This window comes from Arthrobacter sp. ZGTC412 (assembly GCF_002929215.1).
Classification (GTDB): domain Bacteria; phylum Actinomycetota; class Actinomycetes; order Actinomycetales; family Micrococcaceae; genus Arthrobacter.
In genome coordinates, this window is record NZ_PJII01000022.1 from 20336 (window position 1) to 41476 (window position 21141).

At 66.2% G+C, this 21141-nt stretch carries 19 protein-coding genes and 2 pseudogenes; 12 read left to right on the forward strand and 9 right to left on the reverse strand.

Going from position 1 to position 21141, the window contains the following annotated elements:
• Window positions 1–57: 57 nt before the first annotated feature.
• Window positions 58–735: a Crp/Fnr family transcriptional regulator gene (locus CXQ88_RS18760; protein WP_009359192.1), complete on the reverse strand. Its 678-nt coding sequence runs from the start codon at window positions 733–735 to the stop codon at window positions 58–60.
• A gap of 184 nt (window positions 736–919) precedes the next feature.
• On the opposite strand from CXQ88_RS18760, the gene CXQ88_RS18765 reads away from it, so the two are divergent.
• On the forward strand, window positions 920–2104 hold the full coding sequence (locus CXQ88_RS18765; protein WP_104045643.1) for a MarP family serine protease: 1185 nt from the start codon (window positions 920–922) through the stop codon (window positions 2102–2104).
• A 4-nt stretch (window positions 2105–2108) separates the two neighbouring features.
• Here the strand turns inward: CXQ88_RS18765 and aroQ are convergent, their stop codons facing one another.
• Window positions 2109–2567, reverse strand: coding sequence for a type II 3-dehydroquinate dehydratase (gene aroQ / locus CXQ88_RS18770; RefSeq protein WP_104045644.1), 459 nt, complete (start codon window positions 2565–2567; stop codon window positions 2109–2111).
• Window positions 2568–2710: 143 nt separating this feature from the next.
• A pseudogene (locus CXQ88_RS18775) lies at window positions 2711–3336 on the reverse strand (alpha-galactosidase); the annotation flags it as partial.
• Between CXQ88_RS18775 and CXQ88_RS18780 the strand changes: the two are divergent.
• Window positions 3331–3908, forward strand: a pseudogene (locus CXQ88_RS18780) (LacI family DNA-binding transcriptional regulator); the annotation flags it as partial. The pseudogenes CXQ88_RS18775 and CXQ88_RS18780 overlap by 6 nt on opposite strands.
• 13 nt (window positions 3909–3921) lie before the next feature.
• Here CXQ88_RS18780 and CXQ88_RS18785 read toward each other — a convergent pair.
• Both CXQ88_RS18785 and acs read right to left on the reverse strand, forming a co-directional pair.
• Window positions 3922–4710 carry a DeoR/GlpR family DNA-binding transcription regulator gene (locus CXQ88_RS18785; protein WP_104045646.1) on the reverse strand — a complete coding sequence of 263 codons (789 nt, stop codon included), beginning with the start codon at window positions 4708–4710 and terminating at the stop codon, window positions 3922–3924.
• A 103-nt stretch (window positions 4711–4813) separates the two neighbouring features.
• Window positions 4814–6823, reverse strand: coding sequence for an acetate--CoA ligase (acs, locus tag CXQ88_RS18790; protein WP_104045683.1), 2010 nt, complete (start codon window positions 6821–6823; stop codon window positions 4814–4816).
• A gap of 406 nt (window positions 6824–7229) precedes the next feature.
• Between acs and CXQ88_RS18795 the strand changes: the two genes are divergently transcribed.
• The 3 genes from CXQ88_RS18795 to CXQ88_RS18805 all read left to right on the forward strand — a co-directional run bounded on the left by CXQ88_RS18795 (window position 7230) and on the right by CXQ88_RS18805 (window position 10099).
• Window positions 7230–8564 (forward strand): hypothetical protein, encoded by a 1335-nt coding sequence (locus CXQ88_RS18795; protein ID WP_104045647.1) that lies wholly within the window; start codon window positions 7230–7232, stop codon window positions 8562–8564.
• A 66-nt stretch (window positions 8565–8630) separates the two neighbouring features.
• Window positions 8631–9425: an endonuclease III gene (nth, locus tag CXQ88_RS18800; protein WP_258062008.1), complete on the forward strand. Its 795-nt coding sequence runs from the start codon at window positions 8631–8633 to the stop codon at window positions 9423–9425.
• A complete protein-coding gene (locus CXQ88_RS18805; protein WP_181037605.1) occupies window positions 9422–10099 on the forward strand; it encodes an NUDIX hydrolase in 678 nt (225 codons plus the stop codon). Before nth ends, CXQ88_RS18805 begins: the two co-directional genes overlap by 4 nt.
• Window positions 10100–10144: 45 nt before the next feature.
• Here CXQ88_RS18805 and CXQ88_RS18810 read toward each other — a convergent pair whose 3' ends face one another.
• Window positions 10145–10333, reverse strand: a complete 189-nt coding sequence (locus tag CXQ88_RS18810) for a YegP family protein (RefSeq protein WP_104045649.1) — start codon at window positions 10331–10333, stop codon at window positions 10145–10147.
• Between the two features lie 173 nt (window positions 10334–10506).
• A complete protein-coding gene (locus CXQ88_RS18815; protein ID WP_104045650.1) occupies window positions 10507–12225 on the reverse strand; it encodes a bifunctional 3'-5' exonuclease/DNA polymerase in 1719 nt (572 codons plus the stop codon).
• A 134-nt stretch (window positions 12226–12359) separates the two neighbouring features.
• On the opposite strand from CXQ88_RS18815, the gene ssd reads away from it, so the two are divergent.
• The 7 genes from ssd (at window position 12360) to CXQ88_RS18850 (ending at window position 17789) form a co-directional block, all read left to right on the forward strand.
• The gene (gene ssd, locus CXQ88_RS18820; RefSeq protein WP_104045685.1) at window positions 12360–13559 is read left to right on the forward strand and encodes a septum site-determining protein Ssd; all 1200 of its coding nucleotides are present in this window, start codon (window positions 12360–12362) and stop codon (window positions 13557–13559) included.
• Window positions 13556–14821 carry a TadA family conjugal transfer-associated ATPase gene (locus CXQ88_RS18825; RefSeq protein ID WP_104045651.1) on the forward strand — a complete coding sequence of 422 codons (1266 nt, stop codon included), beginning with the start codon at window positions 13556–13558 and terminating at the stop codon, window positions 14819–14821. Before ssd ends, CXQ88_RS18825 begins: the two co-directional genes overlap by 4 nt.
• Complete coding sequence (locus CXQ88_RS18830) at window positions 14818–15687, forward strand: hypothetical protein (RefSeq protein WP_104045652.1); 870 nt, start codon at window positions 14818–14820, stop codon at window positions 15685–15687. Before CXQ88_RS18825 ends, CXQ88_RS18830 begins: the two co-directional genes overlap by 4 nt.
• Entirely contained in the window at window positions 15687–16304 is a 618-nt protein-coding gene (locus CXQ88_RS18835) for a type II secretion system F family protein (protein WP_373637789.1), read from the forward strand. The genes CXQ88_RS18830 and CXQ88_RS18835 overlap by 1 nt, the downstream gene beginning before the upstream one ends.
• 200 nt (window positions 16305–16504) lie before the next feature.
• On the forward strand, window positions 16505–16855 hold the full coding sequence (locus tag CXQ88_RS18840; protein WP_104045654.1) for a DUF4244 domain-containing protein: 351 nt from the start codon (window positions 16505–16507) through the stop codon (window positions 16853–16855).
• A 65-nt stretch (window positions 16856–16920) separates the two neighbouring features.
• Window positions 16921–17376 (forward strand): TadE family type IV pilus minor pilin, encoded by a 456-nt coding sequence (locus CXQ88_RS18845; protein ID WP_258062003.1) that lies wholly within the window; start codon window positions 16921–16923, stop codon window positions 17374–17376.
• 32 nt (window positions 17377–17408) lie between these two features.
• Complete coding sequence (locus CXQ88_RS18850) at window positions 17409–17789, forward strand: Rv3654c family TadE-like protein (RefSeq protein WP_258062004.1); 381 nt, start codon at window positions 17409–17411, stop codon at window positions 17787–17789.
• Window positions 17790–17882: 93 nt separating this feature from the next.
• Here the strand turns inward: CXQ88_RS18850 and CXQ88_RS18855 are convergent, their stop codons facing one another.
• A complete protein-coding gene (locus tag CXQ88_RS18855; RefSeq protein ID WP_104045656.1) occupies window positions 17883–20258 on the reverse strand; it encodes a DEAD/DEAH box helicase in 2376 nt (791 codons plus the stop codon).
• Between the two features lie 84 nt (window positions 20259–20342).
• Window positions 20343–21035 carry a GNAT family N-acetyltransferase gene (locus tag CXQ88_RS18860; protein WP_104045657.1) on the reverse strand — a complete coding sequence of 231 codons (693 nt, stop codon included), beginning with the start codon at window positions 21033–21035 and terminating at the stop codon, window positions 20343–20345.
• Window positions 21036–21141 lie beyond the last annotated feature (106 nt).

Sequence of the window (21141 nt, forward strand, 5' to 3'; positions counted from 1 at the left end):
CGCTCTATCACGGCATGCAAAAGGCCGCCCCTTGGGGCGGCCTTTGTGCTGCGAGGACTAGCGGGAGCGCTGGCGGAGGCGCTGCATGTCCAGGATGACGACGGCGCGGGCTTCCAGGCGCAGCCAACCGCGCTGGACGAATTCGGCGAGGGCCTTGTTCACGGTCTCACGGGAGGCACCGACAAGCTGGGCCAGCTCTTCCTGCGTGAGCTCGTGGGCCACCAGGACGCCGTCCGTGGCGGGCCGGCCGAAGCGGTCTGCCAGGTCCAGGAGGGCCTTGGCGACGCGGCCGGGAACGTCGGAGAACACCAGGTCAGACAAGGAATCGTTGGTGCGGCGCAGCCTGCGGGCCAAAGCCTGCAGGAGCTGGGCGGACACCTCGGGGCGGGTGCGCAGCAGGTTGTTCAGGCTTTCGTTCTTCAGCCCAGCCAGACGGGTCTCGGACACGGCAGTGGCGGTGGCAGTGCGCGGGCTCGGATCAAACAGGGCCATTTCGCCGAAGAGTTCACCCGGGCCGAGGATGGCCAGCAGGGATTCCCGGCCATCGGGCGAGGTGCGCCCAAGCTTCACCTTGCCGGAGACGATGAAGTAGAGCTGGTCGCCCTGGTCACCCTCACGGAAAACCGAAGCACCGCGGGAAAGGTCCACCTCGGTAAGCTCGTCCGTCAGCAGACGGAATGCGTCGTCGTCGAGCGTGGCGAAAAGTGGTGCTCGGCGCAGTACCTCGATGTCCATAAAATCTCCTGAATAAAAGTGTCGGCTGTGGCGCTTGTGCCATTGTTTCAGAATTTTCAAGGTTCTGTGACGAACTTGGCAGCCAAAACGCCCAAACGGCGGGCGCCGGGGGCGATGCCGACCCACAGAGGATTGTCAGCCTACGCCACTAGAATGAGGTTACAACTGCTTATAAGGAGCCTTAGTGGTCGGCTTGACTGTCCTGGACCTGGTCCTGATCCTGGCGCTGCTGTCCTATCTGATCTACGGCCTGCGCAACGGCTTCCTTGTGACGGTGGGCGGTATAGCCGGATTCGCTGCAGGAGCCGTGGCAGCATTCTTCGCGGTCCCGCTCGTCAGCGGCTTTGTCGAGGACTCCGGGTGGAGGCTGACCGCAATCATTGCCGCCGCCGTCGCGCTGGTGGTTCTGGGGCATGGCCTTGGCACCATGATTGGCCGGACTATCCGCGGCGCAGTGCGGATTCGGCCCCTCCGGGCCGTTGACCGGCTGGTGGGCGGCGCAGTCAACGTGGTGGTTTCCGCGCTGGTTATGTCCATGCTGGCCTTCAGCGTCAGCTCCCTTGGTGTCCCCTTAGTTTCCCAACAACTGGCCGAGTCGAGGGTCATCCGTTTCATCGACGGGCTGACGCCGGATCCCGTAAAAGCTACGATGGCGCAGTTGCGCTCGACAGTCATCGGCAACGGGATTCCTACCCTGATTGAGGGACTGGACCAGGGTCCGGCAGTGCCCGTGCCGGATGCCAGCACCGACACCCCTGCCCTGAACAGGGCCGCCGAATCCGTCCTGAGGATTGCCGGCACCGCTTACCAGTGCGGCCAGAACCAGACCGGCACCGGCTTCGTTGTTTCCGAGGACCGCGTAGTGACGAATGCCCACGTAGTGGCGGGCGTGTCGCAGCCCGTCGTGGAGATGCCCGACGGCGGCGCGATGCCCGGGCGGGTGGTCTACTTCGACACCCGGCATGACCTGGCGGTGCTGGCGGTTGACGACCTGCCTGCCCAGCCGCTGGCCTTGAGCGCCGACCTGCCGAACGGCAGCCCGGCTGCGTTCGCGGGCTATCCGCACGGTGGCCCCTTCCAGTCCCGGCCGGCCACCGTCCAGGACATCACCACAGTGCTGGTGCCGGATATCTACGGCACCAACCCCTCGCCGGAAGAGATCTACCGGCTTGCAGGAAACGTCCAGCCCGGGAACTCCGGCGGTCCGCTGCTGACCACCGGAGGCCAGGTAGCGGGAGTGATATTTGCGAAGGCGACGTCGGATGCAGAGATGGGTTTCGCCATCACCATGGACGACCTCAACCCTGTGGCAGCACAGGCGCCGTCACTGAGTGCGCCGGTGTCCTCGGGACAGTGCATTCAGAAATAGCTGCTTAGAGAACCTCAGCGAGGTAGTCGATGGCCAGCTTGTAGCCGAAGACCCCCGCCCCCACAATCACAGCTGAGCAGACCGGTGAGAGGTATGAGTGGTGCCGGAATTCCTCGCGCTGGTGCACGTTGGTGATGTGGACTTCCACCGCCGGCAGCTGGACTGCCGCCAGGGCATCACGCAGGGCAACAGACGTATGCGTAAAGGCGCCGGCGTTCAAGACAATTCCGACGGCGGAGCCACGGGCCGCGTGGATGGTGTCCAGCAGGACGCCCTCATGGTTCGACTGAACACACTCGGCTGCGAACCCGTGCGCCTCTGCAGTCCGGGCGGCCAGTTCCTCCACGTCAGCCAAGGTGGAGGTGCCGTACTTTTCCGGTTCGCGGGTGCCCAGGAGATTCAGGTTGGGTCCGTTGATTACCAGGATTGTTCCGCGGCTGATTGATGAGGAGGATTCGGTCATGGGTGCAAATCTAGTGCCTGGGAACGGCTGGCGCGCATTCTTACGGTTCAGGTAAGCAGGGCACACGAAGACTGCCCCGGTCTTCCCGCAGCTCAAAAAGAGCACGGAACGCCGGGGCAGCCTTACGTTTGTTTCGTTGTCTCCTAGAGAGCCGTGAAGCGTACCAGCAGCGCGTGCTCAGGGTTGAGGATCGGCATCGGCACCCCCACCTCGGCAAGGAAGCGGCCGTTAGCCACTGCCCCGGTCGCCAGCCAGGCCAGCGGCTGGACCTGTGTAAAGGTGTGGGCGTAATCTGTGTCGCCCGGGGTGGGCGAGATCGCCTCCACCCGGTAGCTCCGGTCCGGATCGAGGCCAGGGATGGTCACTTTGCCGGGCTGCTCGGCGAACGCGGTGCGTGTGCTGACCAGGGCGAACAGTGCGGCCGTCGTGCCTGCCTCTGCTGACCCGGCAGCAACCACGCCGTGCAGCATCAGCGACTCGTCCGGAACGTCAGCGCGGACCATCCGACCGCTGTGGATGAGGTCCCGGTGCTCCTTGAACAGTGCGATGAACCGCTTGAGTTCCTCCCGTTCGGCACCCGCGACCTGCCGTACGTCCCATTCCATGCCGAAGTGCCCGAAGAGGGCCGTGATGGCCCGGAAGGACAGATCGTGCGTGCGGGCCGTGGTGTGCGAGGTGGTGGGCCCGATGTGCCCGCCCACCAGTTCCGGCGGAACCACGAGCCCGGTCCAGCGCTGGATGGTCTGCCCTCCAGTGCGTCGTTGCAGACATCCCTTCTGTCCTGCTGAACCAGGAACGGGATGCCCCCGGGTTCAACAGCATCGGCGTGGATCTCGCAGCCGGTGCCCGCATTGCAGTGGAACACCTGATTGGCCACGGGCACACGAACATCGGGCTGGCGATGGGCACCAACGTCTCCGGCACCACCGACGGCCGTGAGGTGGGCTGGCGGGAGGCGTTGCAGGAGGCGGGCCTGCCCGAAGGCCCGATTGTTTACAGCGCATTCACCCGGCCCGGCGGCTACCTTGCCGGTCAGCGCCTGCTGGCGTCCGTGAACCGGCCTACGGCCATTTTCGCCACCTCGGACATGCAGGCGATTGGCCTGCTCCGGGCGGTCCATGAGGCAGGCTGGCCGTCCCCGGCGAGATCGCGGTGGCCTCCTTTGACGGTTCCGCCGAGTCCGAATACTCCTGGCCTCCGCTGACCACTGTTGAACAGCCTGTTGCCCTCATGGCGGAAGCCGCTGTAGCGGCGCTGGTGGGAGCGAGCCGCGGCGAGAAGCCCCGGCACCGGATTTTCGACACCACCCTGCACGTCAGGCAATCCTGCGGCTGCCCCTAGGCTCCCTTTCGGGCTAGAGCTCCGCGAGCCGCAGCCGGCCCACCCGCTCCTGCAGGATGCGCTGCGCCTCGGTGCCGAGACCGGGATCGCTGATGACCTCGTCCACTTCCTCGAGTGAGGCGATGGAACTGATGCCCAGCAACCCCCATTTGGTGTGGTCGGCCAGCACCACGGTTTTGCGTGCGGCGGCCACAAATGCCCGGTCCGTCTCGGCCTCAAGCAGGTTCGGAGTAGTGAACCCTGCGGCGGCATCCATGCCGTGAACACCAAGGAACAGTAGGTCCAGGTGCAGCTGCTTGAGCGCCCCGGTAGCGATGGGACCCACCAAAGCGTCCGACGGCGTGCGCTCGCCGCCGATCAGGATCACGGTGGAGGCGAAGCGGGCGGAACCGGCGGAAGCGCCGTGATGGAACAAGTCCGCGATGCGCACTGAGTTGGTGACCACAGTGATCCGGGGCCCGTTGGTGAGTTCCTTGGCCAGCGCCCAGGTGGTGGTGCCGGCGCTGAGGCCTACCGCCATGCCTTCCTGCACCAGGCCGGCTGCTTCCACCGCGATAGCCCGCTTCTCGGCTGTTAGCTGCGTGGATTTCAGGTCGAAGCCGGGCTCGTGGGTACTGGTGTCGCCCGGAATTTTCGCCCCGCCGTGGATGCGCTCAAGGCGGCCGCCCTCCTCCAGCACTTCGATGTCGCGGCGCACTGTCATCAGGGATACGCCCAGCTGCTGCGCCAGGTCCGAGACCCGGACAACCCGTTCGCGCTGAAGAGCGTCCAAAATGGCCTGGTGGCGTGCGACGGCGAGCATCTGGGCGATCCTTCAGGGCAGGGGGCAGGGCTGCTCCCAGCATACGACGACGGCGCCGCCCGACCGTCAGGTGAGCGGCGCCGTCGTCGTGCGTCTGCTTGGCTTACTTTTTCAGCGACTGCGCGATCTGCTGCATGATGGTCGGGTCTGAGAGTGTGGTGGCGTCGCCTGGGTCGCGGCCTTCGGCGACGTCCTTGAGCAGGCGCCGCATGATTTTGCCGGAGCGGGTCTTGGGCAGTTCGGGGACCACGAGGATGTTCTTCGGCTTCGCGATGGGGCCGATCTCCTTGCCTACGTGGTTGCGGAGTTCCTGGACGATTTCATCCCCTGAATCCACCGCGTCCCCGCGGAGGATTACGAATGCGACGACGGCCTGCCCGGTGGTCTCGTCGGCTGCGCCCACGACGGCGGCCTCGGCCACGGCAGGATGGGACACCAGGGCGGATTCGATTTCCGTGGTGGAGAGCCGGTGCCCTGAGATGTTCATGACGTCGTCCACCCGGCCCAGGAGCCAGATGTCGCCGTCCTCGTCCTTCTTGGCGCCGTCCCCCGCGAAGTACATGTTCTCGAAGCGGGACCAGTAGGTGTCCTTGAACCGCTCCGGATCACCCCAGATCCCGCGGAGCATGGCCGGCCAGGGTTCGCGGATTACCAGGAAGCCGCCGTGGCCGTCGGGTACGGATTCGCCCATTTCGTCCACTACGTCCACGGCGATGCCGGGCAGAGGGACCTGCGCCGAGCCGGGCTTGGTGGCGGTGACGCCGGGCAGCGGGGCGATCATTTGCGCGCCGGTCTCGGTCTGCCACCAGGTGTCCACGATGGGGGTCCGGTCCCCGCCGATGACCTTCCGGTACCACATCCAGGCTTCAGGGTTGATGGGTTCGCCCACGGAACCAAGCACACGCAGGGAAGACAGGTCGTACTTGTCCGGGACTTCCCGGCCCCACTTCATAAACGTCCGGATCGCGGTGGGGGCGGTGTAGAGGATGGAGACCTTGTACTTCTCCACGATCTCCCACCAGCGGCCCTGGTGCGGAGAATCCGGCGTGCCTTCGTACATCACCTGGGTGGCGCCGTTGATGAGCGGGGCGTAGGCGACGTAGGAGTGTCCGGTGACCCAGCCGACATCGGCCGTGCACCAGTACACGTCCGTGTCCGGGTGCAGGTCGAACACCGCCTTGTGCGTATAAGCGGTCTGGGTGAGGTACCCGCCGGTGGTGTGCAGGATGCCCTTGGGCTTCCCCGTGGTGCCGGAGGTGTAAAGGATGAACAGCGGGTGCTCGGAATCATGGCCCACCGCTGTGTGCTCGGTGGAAGCGGCGTCCACGGTGTCGGCCCACCAATGGTCCCGGCCCTCGTGCCAGTCCACGTCCTGGCCGTTGCGCTTGACCACCACCACGTTCTGTACGCTGTGGCCGTCATTGGCAAGTGCTTCGTCAACAGCGGTCTTCAGGGCGCTGGGCTTGCCGCGGCGGTAGGTGCCGTCCGCGGTGACCACGAGTTTCGCCTCGGCGTCCGCAATCCTGGACCGCAGGGCATCGGCCGAGAAGCCGCCGAACACCACCGAGTGCACGGCGCCGATCCGGGCGCACGCGAGCAGCGTGATGACGGCTTCCGGGATCATCGGCAGGTAGACCGCCACCCGGTCACCCTTGGCCACGCCGAGGGATTCGAAGGCGTTGGCGGCCTTCTTCACCTCTTCGGTGAGCTGGGCGTAGGTGTAGGTGCGGGTGTCTCCGGGTTCGCCCTCGAAGTAGATGGCCACCCGGTCACCGCGCCCGTTTTCCACGTGCCGGTCCAAGGCGTTGTAGGCGGCGTTGACTTCCCCACCCACGAACCACTTCGCGAACGGCGGGGTTGACCAGTCAAGCGCCTGGTCAAAGTCCTTGCTCCAGGTCAGCAGTTCCCGCGCCTGCTTCGCCCAGAAAGCGGGACGGTCAGCAGCAGCTTCTTCATACTCGCCGGCGGTGACAACGGCGTCAGCAGCGAACTCAGGAGATGGTGGAAACGCGCGGGTCTCGTGAAGCAGGTTTTCAAAAGCATCGCCTTGCTGGCCGCCGTGCCCGGAGCCTGCCGGGGTGGTGGCCGTGGAGCGTGAAGTGTCCTGGGACATGTGAACCTCATCATTCATCGATCTTTGCTGCGCGGAGATCCGCCGCCGGCCGGGCTCCGTCGTCTGCACGACGTTGGGCACCTGCTGGTCACGGACTTCCGCAAAGAGCTGTTCCGGGATCAAGACTAATGCTTGCCCGGCAGTGCATGTGGGCGGTGTCACAGACGACCCCACGAACGGCATTTATTAAGCGATGAATGGTCCCAGGCCCAGTTTCCGGCAGGCGTCCTGCGCCGTGCCCAGCTAGTGATCAGTCAGGCTGTTGACTAGGCTGAGATGGAATTGTGACTTCACTGCGGACCGCCCTTCCCGTCCCGGGCAAGCGCCCGGGACGGGTTGGAACCGCATTAAGACGGCACGGTTTTGGGGCCACCAGCCCTGGTGCCGCCACGCTAAGGAGAACAGAATGAACCAGCAGAGCTTTGGCCAGAAAACGGGCCCCGATACTGAGGCAAGCTCAAGCGCCACCGGCGCCGGCCCGGCTTCGGGTAACAGCCAACAGGCCACAACCGGATTGAAGGGCGGCGCGAACGCCCACCAGGCGGTGCTCGGTCCATTCACCATCCGCGACCTGGCCGTCTTTGCCGGCACTGTCATCCTGTTCGTCGCTTCCCTGCTCCCCATGTTCGGCGGGCGTTACAACCTGTGGAACCTGAACAACCTCTTCTTCCTGGGGCTGGGCGTCGTCTTGCCCCTGGCAGTGAGCGCTCTCTTTGCCGCACGAAGGCTGGCGCCGGGCACAAAGATCCGCATCGGTTCGCTGTCCATTGACCAGTTCGCTTCGGTGGTAGCGGCTTTCGCCGTTGCCTTCTTTTTCCTGTCCGTGGCCGGAGCCTACGTTCCCAGCCTCCTGGTGGGCCTGATCGGGGCCGTGGTGCTTTTCGCCGTGACGGTCCTTGGCCGGTTCCTTCCGTACATCTCACCGGACTTCCAGGGCCGGGCCGAAGCCCCGGCGCATGTGGTGGCCCGGGAGGCAGCCGTTCCCGTCCGGAAGCCGCGGGCGCCCAAACCGCCGAAGGCTGAGTCAGGCAAGACAGACTCCGGCAAGGCTGTGTCCGCTTCCGCTTCCAAGGCAACGGGCGGAGCCCTGTTCGGCGGCGCCGGAGCCGGTTCATCCGCCGTCCAGACCGGCCCCTCGCACCACGCACCCGCAACAGCAGCGGTTCCCACTGCCGCGGGCGCCGGGGCCACGGGCGCTGCCCCGGTTTCAACCGCGCCCGAGGCCTCCGACTTCACCTCCGCAGGCGACCCGGGGCCTGCTACCCAGGCCGCCGACGTCGTCCGCCCCTCCTCGGCTCCGGCCGCTGAAGACACGCAGTTGGGCGACATCCCTACGCCCGCTGCTGCCGCCCCGGGTGCCTCGGCCCATCAGTCTGCCGGCCATCACGACGGCAATCACAACGGCGGCGCCACTGCTGCGCGTGCGGCGCAGGGGACATGGGAGCCGCCCGCTGCCACGGCCGTGCACCAGCAGGTCCGTGCCGAAGAGCCCATCGGGGCAACGGTGGACCCGTCGAGCCGGCCGGAGGAATCAGAGGAACAGCCCATCCACGAGGCTTTCTGGTTTGCTGTGGCGCAGCACCGTACAGCCTTCGACCCCCGCACGGGGGCCCCCGCTTTCGTCATTGAGCCGGGCGGCTGGGTGCTTGCCCTCGAAGACCGTGGACACGAGTTCCTGGTCCAGCACACCGATGGACGGCTGGGCGTGCTGCGCGACCTCAGCAATATCGAGCGCGGCTAACACATGGCCTCGCCCCGGGCTTCAGGGGCCGGCGGAGTGACAGCACCCGCCGGCCCGGCTCCAGGCATGCCCGCGGTCTCCGCGGAGTCGATGCTTGGCCTGAAGCGGCGCGCGAGGCGCATCAACAGGGCATTGGCCGAGAAGTACCCCTACGCCCACGCGGAGCTTGATTTCCGCAACCCGTTCGAACTGCTGGTGGCCACTGTCCTGTCGGCGCAGACCACCGACGTCACCGTCAACCAAATCACGCCCCTGCTGTTCACCCGATTCCCGGACCCGAGATCCATGGCGGAAGCGGATCCGGCCGTGGTCGAAGAAATTATCAAGCCCACGGGCTTCTTCCGGGCCAAGACACGGAACCTGATCGCGTTGTGCACCCGGGTGGTGGACGAATACAACGGCGTGGTGCCGGGGCGGCTGGAGGACCTGGTGACGCTGCCGGGCGTGGGGCGGAAGACTGCCAACGTAGTGCTCGGCAACGCCTTCGGCATCCCCGGCATCACTGTAGACACCCACTTTGGCCGCCTTGCCCGCCGGTTCGGCTGGACCCAGTCCGAGGACCCGGTCCAGATCGAGTACGACGTCGCCGAACTTTTCGAGAAGCGGGACTGGACCATGCTGTCCCACCGGGTGGTGTTCCACGGGCGGCGCGTGTGCCACTCCCGGAAGCCTGCCTGCGGTGCTTGCCCCGTGGCGAACTGGTGCCCCAGCTACGGTCTGGGCGAAACAGACCCCGTCAAGGCAGCGAAGCTGCTCAAGTACGAACTCGCTCCGGGCAGCGAAGCCCTGCTGTCGCAACTGTTGGCCGAAACGGACAGGGCCGCTGAAATCAGGATGGAATCCCAGAAGAGGACACCTTGAGCGCCCGTGATGACCTGATCGATTTTGCCCGCAGGGCAGGGGCCGGATCCGCGGCGGCCCCGGACCCCCTGTGGGCCGCCCTCACCGTTGATGCGCAGCGGGCGCGCAGGGCTGCCGTCCTGATGCTTTTCGGTGCGCTGGATGACGTTCCGGCGGTGTCCGGGAAACCGCTGGCACCGGCAGACCTTGATGTCCTGTTGCTGGAGCGGGCCCACACCCTGGGATCCCACCCCGGCCAGGTGGCCTTCCCGGGCGGCAGCATTGACGCCCGGGAAACGCCGGTACAGGCAGCTTTGCGCGAAGCGGAAGAGGAAACGGGCCTCGACTCAGACGGTGTGGAGGTGCTGGGCACCCTGCAGGAGCTTGGCCTTGCCCACAGCAACTTCCTCGTCACCCCAGTGCTCGGGTGGTGGCGGTCGCCGTCGCCCGTCCGTGTGGTGGATTACGCCGAATCCGCCCAGGTGTTCCGGGTACCCGTGCGGGACCTCCTGGATCCGGACAACAGGGTCATGGCCACCGTCCGCCGGGCCGGGCATACTTTCGACAGCCCGGCTTTCACCGTCAACGGCGTGGTGGTGTGGGGGTTTACCGGAATTGTCCTGAATGGCCTTTTTGAACAGCTCGGCTGGGCTGTGCCCTGGGACCGGAGCCGGGTCCATCCGATGGGTGTCTGACTGCCGGGGTGCTGGCCTCGGCTGGCGTTCTTGCCTCGACTGGTGTCAGGCCTGCTGGCGGAGGTCCACCACTATTCCCGTGGCCGCGTTCTCCCGCATGGCGTTGATGCCCTCCAGCAATGTATTGAGGGACTTGAAGTTCGGTGAGACGGCAACGATGTTGCCCTCCCCGTCCGTCAGCCGAAGCCGGTACGACTCGTCCCCTACCCGATGAATTTCAAACCTGCCCGCCATCTGCCGGACCTCCCCTTGGTGTGCGTCGTTGCATCAACCTTTGGACCGATCTGTTTCAGTCACCACAAGACTGTAACCCGGCTCACGGCGCCCCGGCGAGCTACTGCCGGGTAGGTTACTTTTCTCGACAAATGTCGCTTGAGGGGCGTCGGGTGCCACTCCCGGGGAAGGCCCTACTTTGCTCGGTCGTATGAATCGACCACTGCCACACTCACTGGAAACTCCACGGGAATAGGTCCGAACAGCAGGTCCTTGGCCGCGCAGGCGGCATCCTCGATTGCTTTGATACAGACATCCACCAGGTGCTCAGGCGCGTGGACCATCACTTCGTCGTGGAGGAAGAAAACAAGTTCCGCCCGGACCGGACCATCCGCGCCCAAAGCGCGCAGCCGCCGTCGTAATTCCGCAAGCCAGCAGGCTGCCCAGTCCGCCGCGGAGCCCTGGACCACGAAGTTCCGCGTGAAACGACCCCTGGAACGGGCAATAGATTCCGCGCGGCGCTGTTCCTCCGCCGACGACGAGCGCTGGCTCTGGTACCAGCGTTCCGACGGCGGCGGGGAGCTGCGGCCCAGCCTGGTGGTGACCGTTCCGCCGGACTCGCCGGCGCGGGCCGCCCGTTCCACGAAGTCCACGGCCCGGGGATAGGTCCTGGCGAGCTGCGGCATGAGGCGCCCGGCTTCACCGGAGGTGGCTCCGTACATGGCCCCCAGCAGCGCTACTTTCGCTTTTGCGCGGTCCCCGCCGAACCCCTTGGCGGCGATACCTGAGTAGAGGTCCTGGTCCCTGGCAGCCTCGGCCATCGTCGAGTCCTTTGCAAGCGCCACCAGGACGCGGGGCTCGAGCTGTGAGGCGTCTGCGACGATCAGTTTGTAGCCGGGATCGGCGTGCACGGCGCCGCGGATCTGGCGCGGTATCTGCAGGGCGCCACCGCCCCTGGATGCCCAGCGGCCCGAAACAACGCCGCCCACAACGTACTCCGGGCGGAACCGGCCGCCGGCCACCCACGCGTCAAGCCAGGCCCAGCCGTTGGCTGCGTGCAGCCGGGAAAGCTTTTTGTAGGCCAGGAGCGGGGCGATGGCGGGGTGCTTGGATTCCTTCAGCTCCCACTGCCGGGTGCTTTTGACTTCGATCCCGTTCCGGTGGAGGGCACGCATCAGGTCCTGCGGGGAATCCGGGTTCAGGGTTGGCGCGTTCAACAGGCCGCGCAGTTCGAGGTTCAAGGCCTCAAGTTTGGCCGGGCGGTGGCCCATGGGCGGGCGGGGCCCAAGATGATCAGCCAGGATCTCCTCATGCAGGTCCTCCCGCCAGGGGACTCCGGCGTGCTGCATCTCAGCGGCGATCATGGCGCTGGCTGATTCAGCGGCCAGGAGAAGCTGAAGCCGGTTGCGCCGGTTCTCCTCGGGGCTGACGGACGCCAGGGCAACCTGCTGGGCCGCGTATTCCTCCCGGAGGTCCTCCAGAGTACGCCGGCGCCCGACGCCGGCGTCCGGATCATCGAAAAGGGCGCCCTGTTCGGGTGGCGGCGGAGGCGGCTGGAGGGCCCGGGGTGGCTGTTGCGGGTCATCGAGCGTGACCTGGTCCGCGTTCAGGGCATATTCGGTATGGGCGGTGAACTGCGAATGGGCCAGGATACTTCCGCGCAAACTCAGGTCGTGGCACCGGTCCAGTTCCACCCCGGACGCCAACAGGGACGGGTACCAGTCCTGCGTCCGGTGCCAGATCCAGCGGGGAGGCTGACCGCCCTGCCGCCGGCGTTCCAGTCCACGCACGACGGCGGGCAGTTCACTCGCGGGAACAGGCCGGGGTTCCGGGTTGGAAGGATGGGGGCGGCCGGCCTGAGTGAGTTCCTGCAGGACCGCGCCCTGGGGGTGGGCGGCCAGCAGGAGGTACATGCTTCAATTCTGCCTTGTCCTCGAGGCCTCTTCCGCCGGTTGACTCTTCCTGCACAGGGCTGTTGGGACCGGCGTTGTCCACATACGGACCCGGTCTCCTTATCCATGCGGGGCAGCGGGTGGACAGTGGCTTCATGAGCAGGCACCAGCTAACCCCCTCCCACTCTGATCCAGGCCGGTCCACGCCGTCGGCCCGGCGGGTTGCCGATGAGCTTCCGCCGGGCGCGGCCGCTTCCGCCGGGAATCCGGTAGGGAGTGGCGGGGCCTGGCTGCCGGACGGGGCGGAAGAAGTGCTGCTGGTTAGCTCATCCGCCTTTCTGCGCGCGGAAGTGGAGCGTATTGTCGCGGCGGCCGGAGCCCACCTTCGCGTGGTGGCCGATGCACTTGAGGGCGGCAGGTACTGGGACGGGGCAGCGGCAGTTCTGGTGGGGAGTGACATCCGGGAACTGCCGCCCCGGCGGCGGGCACCAGCCGTCCTGGTGGGACTGGATGGGGAAGGGGACAGCCTGTGGCACCTCGCTGCAGCCCTCGGGGCCGAGCGGGTGGCAGTACTGCCGGATGCCGCTGCATGGCTCGCCGACCACCTGAGCCGCTCGCGATCACCCGGCCCTGGCGGACTCATCCTCGGGGTGACCGGCGGGTGCGGCGGGGCCGGAGCCACCACGGCCGCCATCTGGATAGCACAGGCGGCCGCCGGGATGGGAGCCCGTGTTCTGCTGGTTGACGGCGACCCTTGGGGCGGCGGGCTGGAACTTGCCATCGCCGCGGAAGAGAGCACCGGCCTGCGGTGGCCTGACCTTTCTGAAGCCCGCGGCAGCATCGATCCCGGCCAGCTTTCTGATGCCCTTCCCGTTTCAGGAGGGTTCTCGTTCCTGTCCTGGCCAGCCAGCCGGGAACAGCCCGTTCAAGTGGCAGCTGCTACCACCGCCGGGGTCCTTGATGCCGCCCGCCGTGGCTATGAGCTGGTTGTCGTCGACATTGGCAGGGGGACAGGGCCGCTGCAGGCCTATGCCTGGGACTGTGACCGCATTCTGATGGTGGTTCCCGCGCAGCTGAAGGCGGCCGTTGCAGGGGTACGACTGATGCAGGAATTTCCGCCGATTGAGGCTGCACTTCTGGTGCGGGGGAAGCCAGGCGCCGCACTGGACGGCTCACTAATTTCCGAGGCCATCGGGCTTCCCGTGCAGGGACGCGTACCTGAGCTCCGCGGTGTCAGTGCGGCCATGGAGTCCGGCCGCCTCCTGGATCTGGGCAGGCGGCGAAGTGTCCGGCATTTTGCTGCCTCGGTGCTCGATTCCCTCGGGGACGAGTTGCCGGCAGGGGAGCGCGGATGAAGCAGCAACCTTCCCCTTACGGAGCTGGGCAGGCGGATGGGCTGCGGCTGCGTACCCGGAACTTTGAGGGGCATCGCCGTGATCCGCGCCGGGAAACTCGCCCTCCACTGGACTCCGGGCTGCTGGAATCGGTCCGCGAGTCCATGATGGCGGACGCCGGGGTGGTGACTCCCTCCCGGGTGGCGGCCGCCGTGCAGGCCACCGGGAAGTTGTTGGGCACGGCGGGTTCGCTCGCGGCGGTGGAGCGGATCAGCGCCGAGTTGAACGGCCTGGGACCTCTGCAGGTGCTCACCCGCGACCCGGCAGTCACGGACATCTTTGTTAATGCACCGGACGCTGTCTGGGTGGACCGTGGCCGGGGCATTGAACGCGTTCCCGTGGTTTTTGGCGACGAGGCGCAGCTGCGGGCGCTTGCCTGCAGGCTGGTTGCTGCGGGCGGGCGGCGCCTGGATGACGGCTCGCCCTGCGTGGACGTGCGGTTGCCGGGCGGCTACCGTGTCCATGCCGTGCTGCCGCCGGTGTCCACCGCCGGAACCCTGCTCAGTGTCAGGATCCGCCGCGAGCGCGTATTCACGATGGAGGAACTCCGGGCGGCCGGCCTGTTCGGTCCTTTCGTCAAGGACATTTTGGCAAGGGTGCTGGAGCATCGGCTGAGTTTCCTGATCAGTGGCGCCACCGGTTCCGGCAAGACCACGCTGCTGTCCACCTTGCTGGGTCTCTGTGCCCCGGAGGAGCGGCTGGTCCTCATTGAGGATGCTTCCGAACTGAACCCGGTCCATCCGCATGTGGTTTCCCTCGAATCCCGGCATGGAAATCTTGAAGGCGGCGGTGAAGTGGGCCTGGGCGAGCTTGTCCGGCAGGCCCTGCGCATGAGGCCTGACCGGCTGGTGGTGGGGGAGTGCCGTGGTGCTGAGGTAAGGGAACTGCTCACTGCAATGAACACCGGCCACAGCGGCGGGGGCGGAACTATCCATGCGAACACTGCCACCGCAGTTCCCGCGCGGCTTACCGCACTTGGTGCGCTGGCCGGCTTGAGCCCGGACGGGGTGCGGCTTCAGGCGTCCAGCGCCCTGGACGTGGTGATCCATGTCGAAAGAACCATCCGCGGCAGGGAAGTGACGTGCGTTGGCGTCGTCGACGACGGCCCCGACGGCCTGCGCGTCCTGCCTGCTATGGAAGCACCTGCAGGCGTCCCCGTTCCCGGCCCGGGATGGCCGGCCCTCGCGGGCCGGCTTGGACTCGATCCCGGGGAACCACTGTGACGGCTGTTCTTGCAGTCGCCCTGGTACTGGCTGCGGTGTTGATTCTTCGCCCGCCCCGGGGCGGGCCGGCGAGGTTTCGTCGTGCAACTGGTGGTTCCGCTCCTTCAATGGCTGGCAGCACCTGGTCCCGTCTGTTCCAGCGGTTCAGGCCCGGCGGCAGGAAATTGGCAGAATCTGGTGCCGCGGTACCCATGACTCTTGTGGTTCAGCAACTGGCCGCACTGCTCAAAGGCGGGCGAACCCCCGCTCGGCTATGGGACGAGCTGTGGTTTGTATATGGCGCTGCCACACAGCACGGGTCCACGGGCCCGTCGGCGTCCGGGCTTGGTTCCGGGACACAACCGGCATCAACGTCCGACGGGGTACGTGCAGAAGCGGGAAGACTGAGGGCCAGCGGCCTGACCGGAGGGTCGGTTGCAATGCTGGCCGCAGCCCGCGCTGCTGCCGGCACCGGAACTCCGGTATCGGACGCCATCCGGCGTTCTTTGCCCGCAGCCTTTCCGAGGCCGGACAGGGAATTCCGGATCTGGTCGGAACTGGCAGCGTGCTTTGACATCGCAGAAGCAAGCGGCTGCCCACTGGCCGACGTGCTCACCAGGTTCGCGGCTCAGCTCGAAGTGGAGGACGACGCCGACGCCGCCCGGCAGACCGCCCTGGCCGGACCCAAGGCTACGGTCAGTCTGTTGACTTGGCTTCCCCTCATGGGGCTGGGCCTGGGAATCGCCCTTGGCGTGGACCCGCTGGCCATTCTGTTGGGTACCCCGCTGGGTCTCGCGGCGCTGGCGGCGGGGATTGCGCTGACCGTTGCGGGCAGGGTGTGGTCCGCAAAGCTGGTGGCAGCAGCGGCCGGTGCGGGGGTGCCATGATCGATCCCCGTATTCTGGCACTAGCACTCTTCCTCGCCATGGCCGGCGCAGCGTGTCTCCTGTGTCCCGGACGAGGTAGTACCCGGAGGCGGCTGCTCCACCTGGCGCCCGGGGAGATCGGGGTTTCGGACGCCGATCCGCCGGACGCGGACGGGCGGCCGCGGAACCGGGCCGGTCCTGACGGACTGAAAGACACTGCCATGATGCTCGAACTCGTGGCCGCCATGCTGGACGCAGGGTCCGGCATTGGGCGCTCCCTCGAACTGGTCTCAGCCTCTGCCTCCTGCCAATACAAGGAGGCCCTCCGGCCGGTTGTTTCGGCGCTGGCAATCGGAGCGGACTGGGAAACCGCGTGGCGCAGCTCTGCTGTCCGGCTGCCCGAAATTCTCGAGCTGCGGGACGCTTTGGGGTTCGCAGCGCTGACAGGTGCCCCGTCCTCGGCAATTCTCTACGCCCAGGCCGCCAGGCTCCGCCGCGAAAGGTTCCGTGCTGCCGAAAAGCGGGCAGCCTCGCTGGGCGTGAAGCTGGTTGTCCCGCTGGGCCTGTGTTCGCTGCCGGCCTTCATCTGCCTAGGCGTGGTACCCGTCCTGCTTGCCTTGGTCCCGTCCGGATCGTAGCCGGGACATGGAGTCAGCCGGAAGAGGCGGCAGCGGAAGACATGGCCAGCCTCACAAGGCCCCGCTCTTTCCCTCCACAACGATGAACAGACCTGACTTTTCCACTTACTTACACAACCGCGGGCCTTATCGCTCCGCGCGGGGCCCGGAAGAGTCGAAGCAGCCGGCAACCCTGCCGGCCCACAGAAAGGAAACACCCCATGTCCATCAATCAGGACCGCCACTACGCCGCTGGAACCGCAGTCCTCACAGCAGCCCGATCGAACACAAAACGACGCATCACCAGCGGCCAGTCCGCGTACGCGCACCAGGCCGGCACCCCTTCACTGCCTGCCAACGTGGTGGAGCTCTACCCCGGAGGAAGTGCTGCCCGCAATCGTTCCGGCGTACGCCGGCTGTTGGGGTCGGAAGCAGGGATGGCCACCGCGGAGTACGCCATCACGACTCTCGCCGCTGTCGGCTTTGCCGGGCTGCTGGTCTTCATCCTCCGCAGCGAGGAAGTACGGGGGTTCCTGCTGAACCTGATCCGCACGGCGCTGGCCTTGCCATGACCTGCGCACCGGACGCGTTCCTTCGACTGTTTCCGGGTGAAAGCAACCGGAGGGGGAAGTGGCTGATGGCGGAAGCGGCCGGTCATTGCGGGCCAGGAGATAGTCGGCACCGAAAAAAGAGCCGGCGGCTGGCCGAATCCCGCGGTGCCGTCACCGCCGAGTTTGCCGTGACGCTGCCTGCCGTCCTGCTGATGCTTGCCATGCTCCTCGCCGGTGCCGCGGCCGGTGTTACCCAGCTGCGGTTGGAAGAGGGAGCACGCGCCGGTGCGCGGGCCTTGGCCCGCGGCGACGATTCCGCCGCGGTGGAACGGATCGTCAGGACCCTCTCGGGCGCGTCAGCCTCGGCGGCTGTCGCAACTGAAGGCGAATGGCTCAGCGTCACCGTCACAGACCGGGTCGGTGGCCCGTTGGGGGCATCGATTCCTTGGACGCTGACAGCCCGTGCTTCGACCCGCAGTGAAACAGCAATCGCAAGCTCGCACGCACGGCTGGCTGCCGGGGTCGGGCCAAGCGCCGGATGACGGGCTGGTGCAGCACAACAGGAAGGAACGCTGTGCAGAGAAAGTTCACCGCGCCCACGAAGCAAGACCCGGACTGCCCGGAACGCGGATCCGGGACCGTCCTGGCCGCGGGACTGGCCTTGGTGGTGATGACGGCCATGGCGCTGTTGCTGCTTTTGGCGCAGTCGGCCGTGATGGCCACCAGGGCAGCCGCCGCCGCTGATCTTGCCGCGCTCGCCGGGGCGGATGCCCTGCGCGGCGTCACGGACGGGGATCCCTGTACGGTGGCCGCGGAAGTTGCTGCACGGCATGCTGCCACCGTGCTCAGCTGCTCCCAAGGGGAGGGCCACACTCTCGAAGTCATGACTGAGCTGACGGAAAGGACCATCCTGGGTACAGCCACCGGCCGCGCCCGGGCGGGACCTCCCCCTTAGCGCGCTGGTCCGCCCCTGAAGGGCGCTCCTTAACGCGCACGGGAGCTCCCCCAGTGAGGCGCGATCTCCCGCGAAGCAAGCGGTGGTTCGCTGTCAGCGCTGGGCTTCCACGCCCAACGCACTGCCTTCGGTGGCGTCCTTAAGCAGGACTTCGAGCAGGGTAACTGCGGCTGCCTTGTCCAGGGGATTGTTTTTGTTCCCGCATTTGGGCGACTGGACGCAGGAGGGACAGCCGGATTCACACTCGCAGGCCTTGATGGCGTCCCGTGTCGCCGCCAGCCAAACCTTGGCCTTGTCGAAACCGCGTTCGGCAAAACCGGCCCCGCCGGGGTGCCCGTCATACACAAAAATGGTGGGCACCCCGGTGTCGGCATGCAGGGCAGTGGATACACCACCGATATCCCACCGGTCACTGGAGGCCACCAGGGGAAGGAGTCCGATGGCTGCATGCTCCGCCGCGTGCAGGGCGCCGGGGAACTGGGCTTCGATCAGTCCGGCTGCTGCGAGGGACCGGTTGTCCACCACAAACCATACGGCCTTGGTGAACAGGTCCCTGGCGCCCAGATCGAGCGGTTCCTCGCCGAGGATCTCATTGGAAATCAGTGCCTTGCGTTGAAAGGAGACCACCTGGGTGGTGACCTTCACGTCACCGAAATGCAGCGAAACGTCGCCCCATGTCGCGCTGCGCTGGGTTTCCAGCACCTCGATCTGGGTTACATCCCGCGCGGTGGTGTAGTAGTCCGGGTTGGCGCGGCGGACCACTACGCAGTGGTCGTCTTCGTTGAGGTCCTCCACCACGTAGCTGTCGCCCTGGTGAATGTAAACGGCACCGGTGTGAGCCTGGTAGTGGGTCTGGGGAGAGTCCATCGTTCCAAGGAGGGAGCCAGTGTCAGCGTCGACAATGCTCACGGGCCCCCCGCCGTCAGCCCTCAGGTTCACCATTGCAGCGGCGCTCTGTGAATGCGTCCAAAACCAGCCGGCAGGCCGGCGACGAAGATATCCTTGGGCTACCAGGCGGTCCAGGAGCCCTTCCGCGGTGCTCCCGAACAGCTCAAGCTCCCCGGCACCGAGCGGAAGTTCGGCCGCAGCGGCGCACAGGTGGGGGCCGAGCACATAGGGATTCGACGGGTCGAAGACAGTAGCTTCCACCGAGACATCGAAGATGGCTTCCGGATGGTTCACCAGGAATGTGTCCAGCGGATCGTCGCTGGCAACAAACGCCGCGATAGCGTCCTGCCCCGCCCGGCCGGCCCGCCCGATCTGCTGGAAAAGCGAAGCCCTGGTGCCTGGCCAGCCGGCCACCAGGACAGCGTCCAGCCCGGAAATGTCGATACCCAACTCCAGGGCAGAGGTGCTCGAAACACCCAGGAGCCTGCCGGAGCGCAGCGCCTTTTCCACGGCCCGGCGTTCCTCGGGAAGGTATCCGGAACGGTAGGCAGCCACACGCTGCGGCAGGCTGGGATCCACCTCGTCCAGCAGGCGTTTGGTGATGGACGAGATAGTCTCGGCCCCGCGCCGGGACTTGATGAAGGCGATGGTGCGGATCTGCGCTGACACCAGGTTCGCCAGCAGGTCCGCAGTTTCCGCAATAGCGGTGCGCCGTTCCTTGGCACCGTTCTCGCCCTTCACTTCGGTCAGGGCAGGTTCCCAGAACGCCACGGTGGTGGCACCATGCGGTGAACCATCCTCCGACACCGCCTTGACGGGCGCTCCGATGAGCCGGGCAAAGGAGACATCAGGCTCGGAAGCGGTTGCTGAAGCCGCGATGAAAACAGGTTCCGGAAAGGCCGATCCCGCTCCGTAGTATGCGCAGATCCGCCGCAGCCGGCGCATCAGGTTGGCGACGTGCGAACCGAAAACGCCCCGGTAGCTGTGCGCCTCGTCCACGATCACATAGCGAAGGCGGCGGAAAAACCCCGCCCACCAGGCGTGATTGGGAAGGATGCCAAAGTGCAGCATGTCCGGGTTGGCCAGGATGAAATTGGCATGGTCACGGATCCACCGCCGGGACGCCGGGTCGGTGTCGCCGTCGTAAGTCTCCGCGCGGACGGTGGGCAGTTTCAACGCCCTGATGGCGTTTAACTGGTCGGCCGCGAGGGCCTTGGTGGGGGACAGATAGAGGGTGACGGCGCCGTCGTCGTGGATCTTTCCGGGGTCGGCAAGAACCCGCAGTTCCGAGCGGTGGATGGCATCCAGCGCCGGCAACTGATAGGCGAGGGACTTTCCGGAGGCGGTCCCGGTGGCAACCACAACATGGTCCCCGCCGTGGGCGATGTTTGCCGCTTCAACCTGATGGCGGTAAGGCTCCTGGACGCCAAGCGAACCATAAGCAGCCACCAGATCCGGGTGGACCCAGCCCGGCCACTGCTCGTGAACGGCCTCGCGGGCGGGGATGGTGCGGACATGACGGAGCTGTTCCGGGTCCGGGCCGCGGCCCAGCAAGGGAATCAGGGAGTCATGGGGGTTCACCCCAATATTCTTTCACCCCGCAACAGACCAGCTGGCCCGGTTCGCCCTAGGGGTAACCGGACCGGCCGGTCCGGTGGCGCGTGGTCAGCTCAGGGACAGATCGGCCCCGTCGCGGGATGCCGAAAGCATCAGCACACGCGAGACGGTGGTCCAGCCCAGGTGGGAATACAGCTTCTGGCCGTCCAGGGATGCCAGCAGCAGACCAGATGAGACGTCATGTTCAAAAGCCTGCGCCGCCAGCGCCCGCATGATAAAACTGCCGAGGCCACGCCGCTGGAAGTCCGGTTCGGTGATGATTTTGTCGAACACTGCGGTATCGCCCACCACAAAAACCCGGCCGCTGGCGGCGAGAGTCTCCCCGGCACGGACAACGGCGTAGTGCACACCGTCCTGCACGGACGTTGTCAGGGCGAGGTCATCATCCGAAAGCCAGGGATCCTCAGCATCCTGTGTCTCCATGTCCACAATCATCATGGCCTGCGAGTCGGAGGTGACGTTCAATCCTTGCTGCAGGGCAAGGACGGAATACCGCGCGTGGTCGTTGGTCAGGATGGTCAGGCCCCTCGCCGGCACTTCCGCGGTCTTTGCAGCCAAGGCCGCAAATTCGCTGTCCGTGGGCTCGGAAGCGAAAAACTCCCATTCCCCGGTGGTGTCGGCGCGAAGCGCGGCGGGGAAGCGGCCTTCGGAGGATGTCCGGTATCCGCGACAGCCTGCCCAGCCGGCAACCCACACTTCGAGAAGGCCAGTGATGTCATTAACCATGGTTTCCGGGCTCATGGGATGAGACTATTCCAGCGCGGTCACAATCAACAGGGGTGTGCAGGGGAGAAGCCCGGTACTTATGTAATTGTGATGAGCCAGGATGACGTTCCTCCTGGAGTGC

What these genes read in the sequence shown, in the direction of transcription:
- CXQ88_RS18760 (WP_009359192.1), bottom strand. Translation starts at nt 735, where the DNA reads ATGGACATCGAGGTACTGCGCCGAGCACCACTTTTCGCCACGCTCGAC.
- aroQ (WP_104045644.1), bottom strand. Translation starts at nt 2,567, where the DNA reads ATGACCGAATCCTCCTCATCAATCAGCCGCGGAACAATCCTGGTAATC.
- CXQ88_RS18785 (WP_104045646.1), bottom strand. Translation starts at nt 4,710, where the DNA reads ATGCTCGCCGTCGCACGCCACCAGGCCATTTTGGACGCTCTTCAGCGC.
- acs (WP_104045683.1), bottom strand. Translation starts at nt 6,823, where the DNA reads ATGTCCCAGGACACTTCACGCTCCACGGCCACCACCCCGGCAGGCTCC.
- CXQ88_RS18795 (WP_104045647.1), top strand. Translation starts at nt 7,230, where the DNA reads ATGAACCAGCAGAGCTTTGGCCAGAAAACGGGCCCCGATACTGAGGCA.
- nth (WP_258062008.1), top strand. Translation starts at nt 8,631, where the DNA reads ATGCCCGCGGTCTCCGCGGAGTCGATGCTTGGCCTGAAGCGGCGCGCG.
- CXQ88_RS18810 (WP_104045649.1), bottom strand. Translation starts at nt 10,333, where the DNA reads ATGGCGGGCAGGTTTGAAATTCATCGGGTAGGGGACGAGTCGTACCGG.
- CXQ88_RS18815 (WP_104045650.1), bottom strand. Translation starts at nt 12,225, where the DNA reads ATGTACCTCCTGCTGGCCGCCCACCCCCAGGGCGCGGTCCTGCAGGAA.
- ssd (WP_104045685.1), top strand. Translation starts at nt 12,360, where the DNA reads ATGAGCAGGCACCAGCTAACCCCCTCCCACTCTGATCCAGGCCGGTCC.
- CXQ88_RS18825 (WP_104045651.1), top strand. Translation starts at nt 13,556, where the DNA reads ATGAAGCAGCAACCTTCCCCTTACGGAGCTGGGCAGGCGGATGGGCTG.
- CXQ88_RS18840 (WP_104045654.1), top strand. Translation starts at nt 16,505, where the DNA reads ATGTCCATCAATCAGGACCGCCACTACGCCGCTGGAACCGCAGTCCTC.
- CXQ88_RS18845 (WP_258062003.1), top strand. Translation starts at nt 16,921, where the DNA reads ATGGCGGAAGCGGCCGGTCATTGCGGGCCAGGAGATAGTCGGCACCGA.
- CXQ88_RS18860 (WP_104045657.1), bottom strand. Translation starts at nt 21,035, where the DNA reads ATGAGCCCGGAAACCATGGTTAATGACATCACTGGCCTTCTCGAAGTG.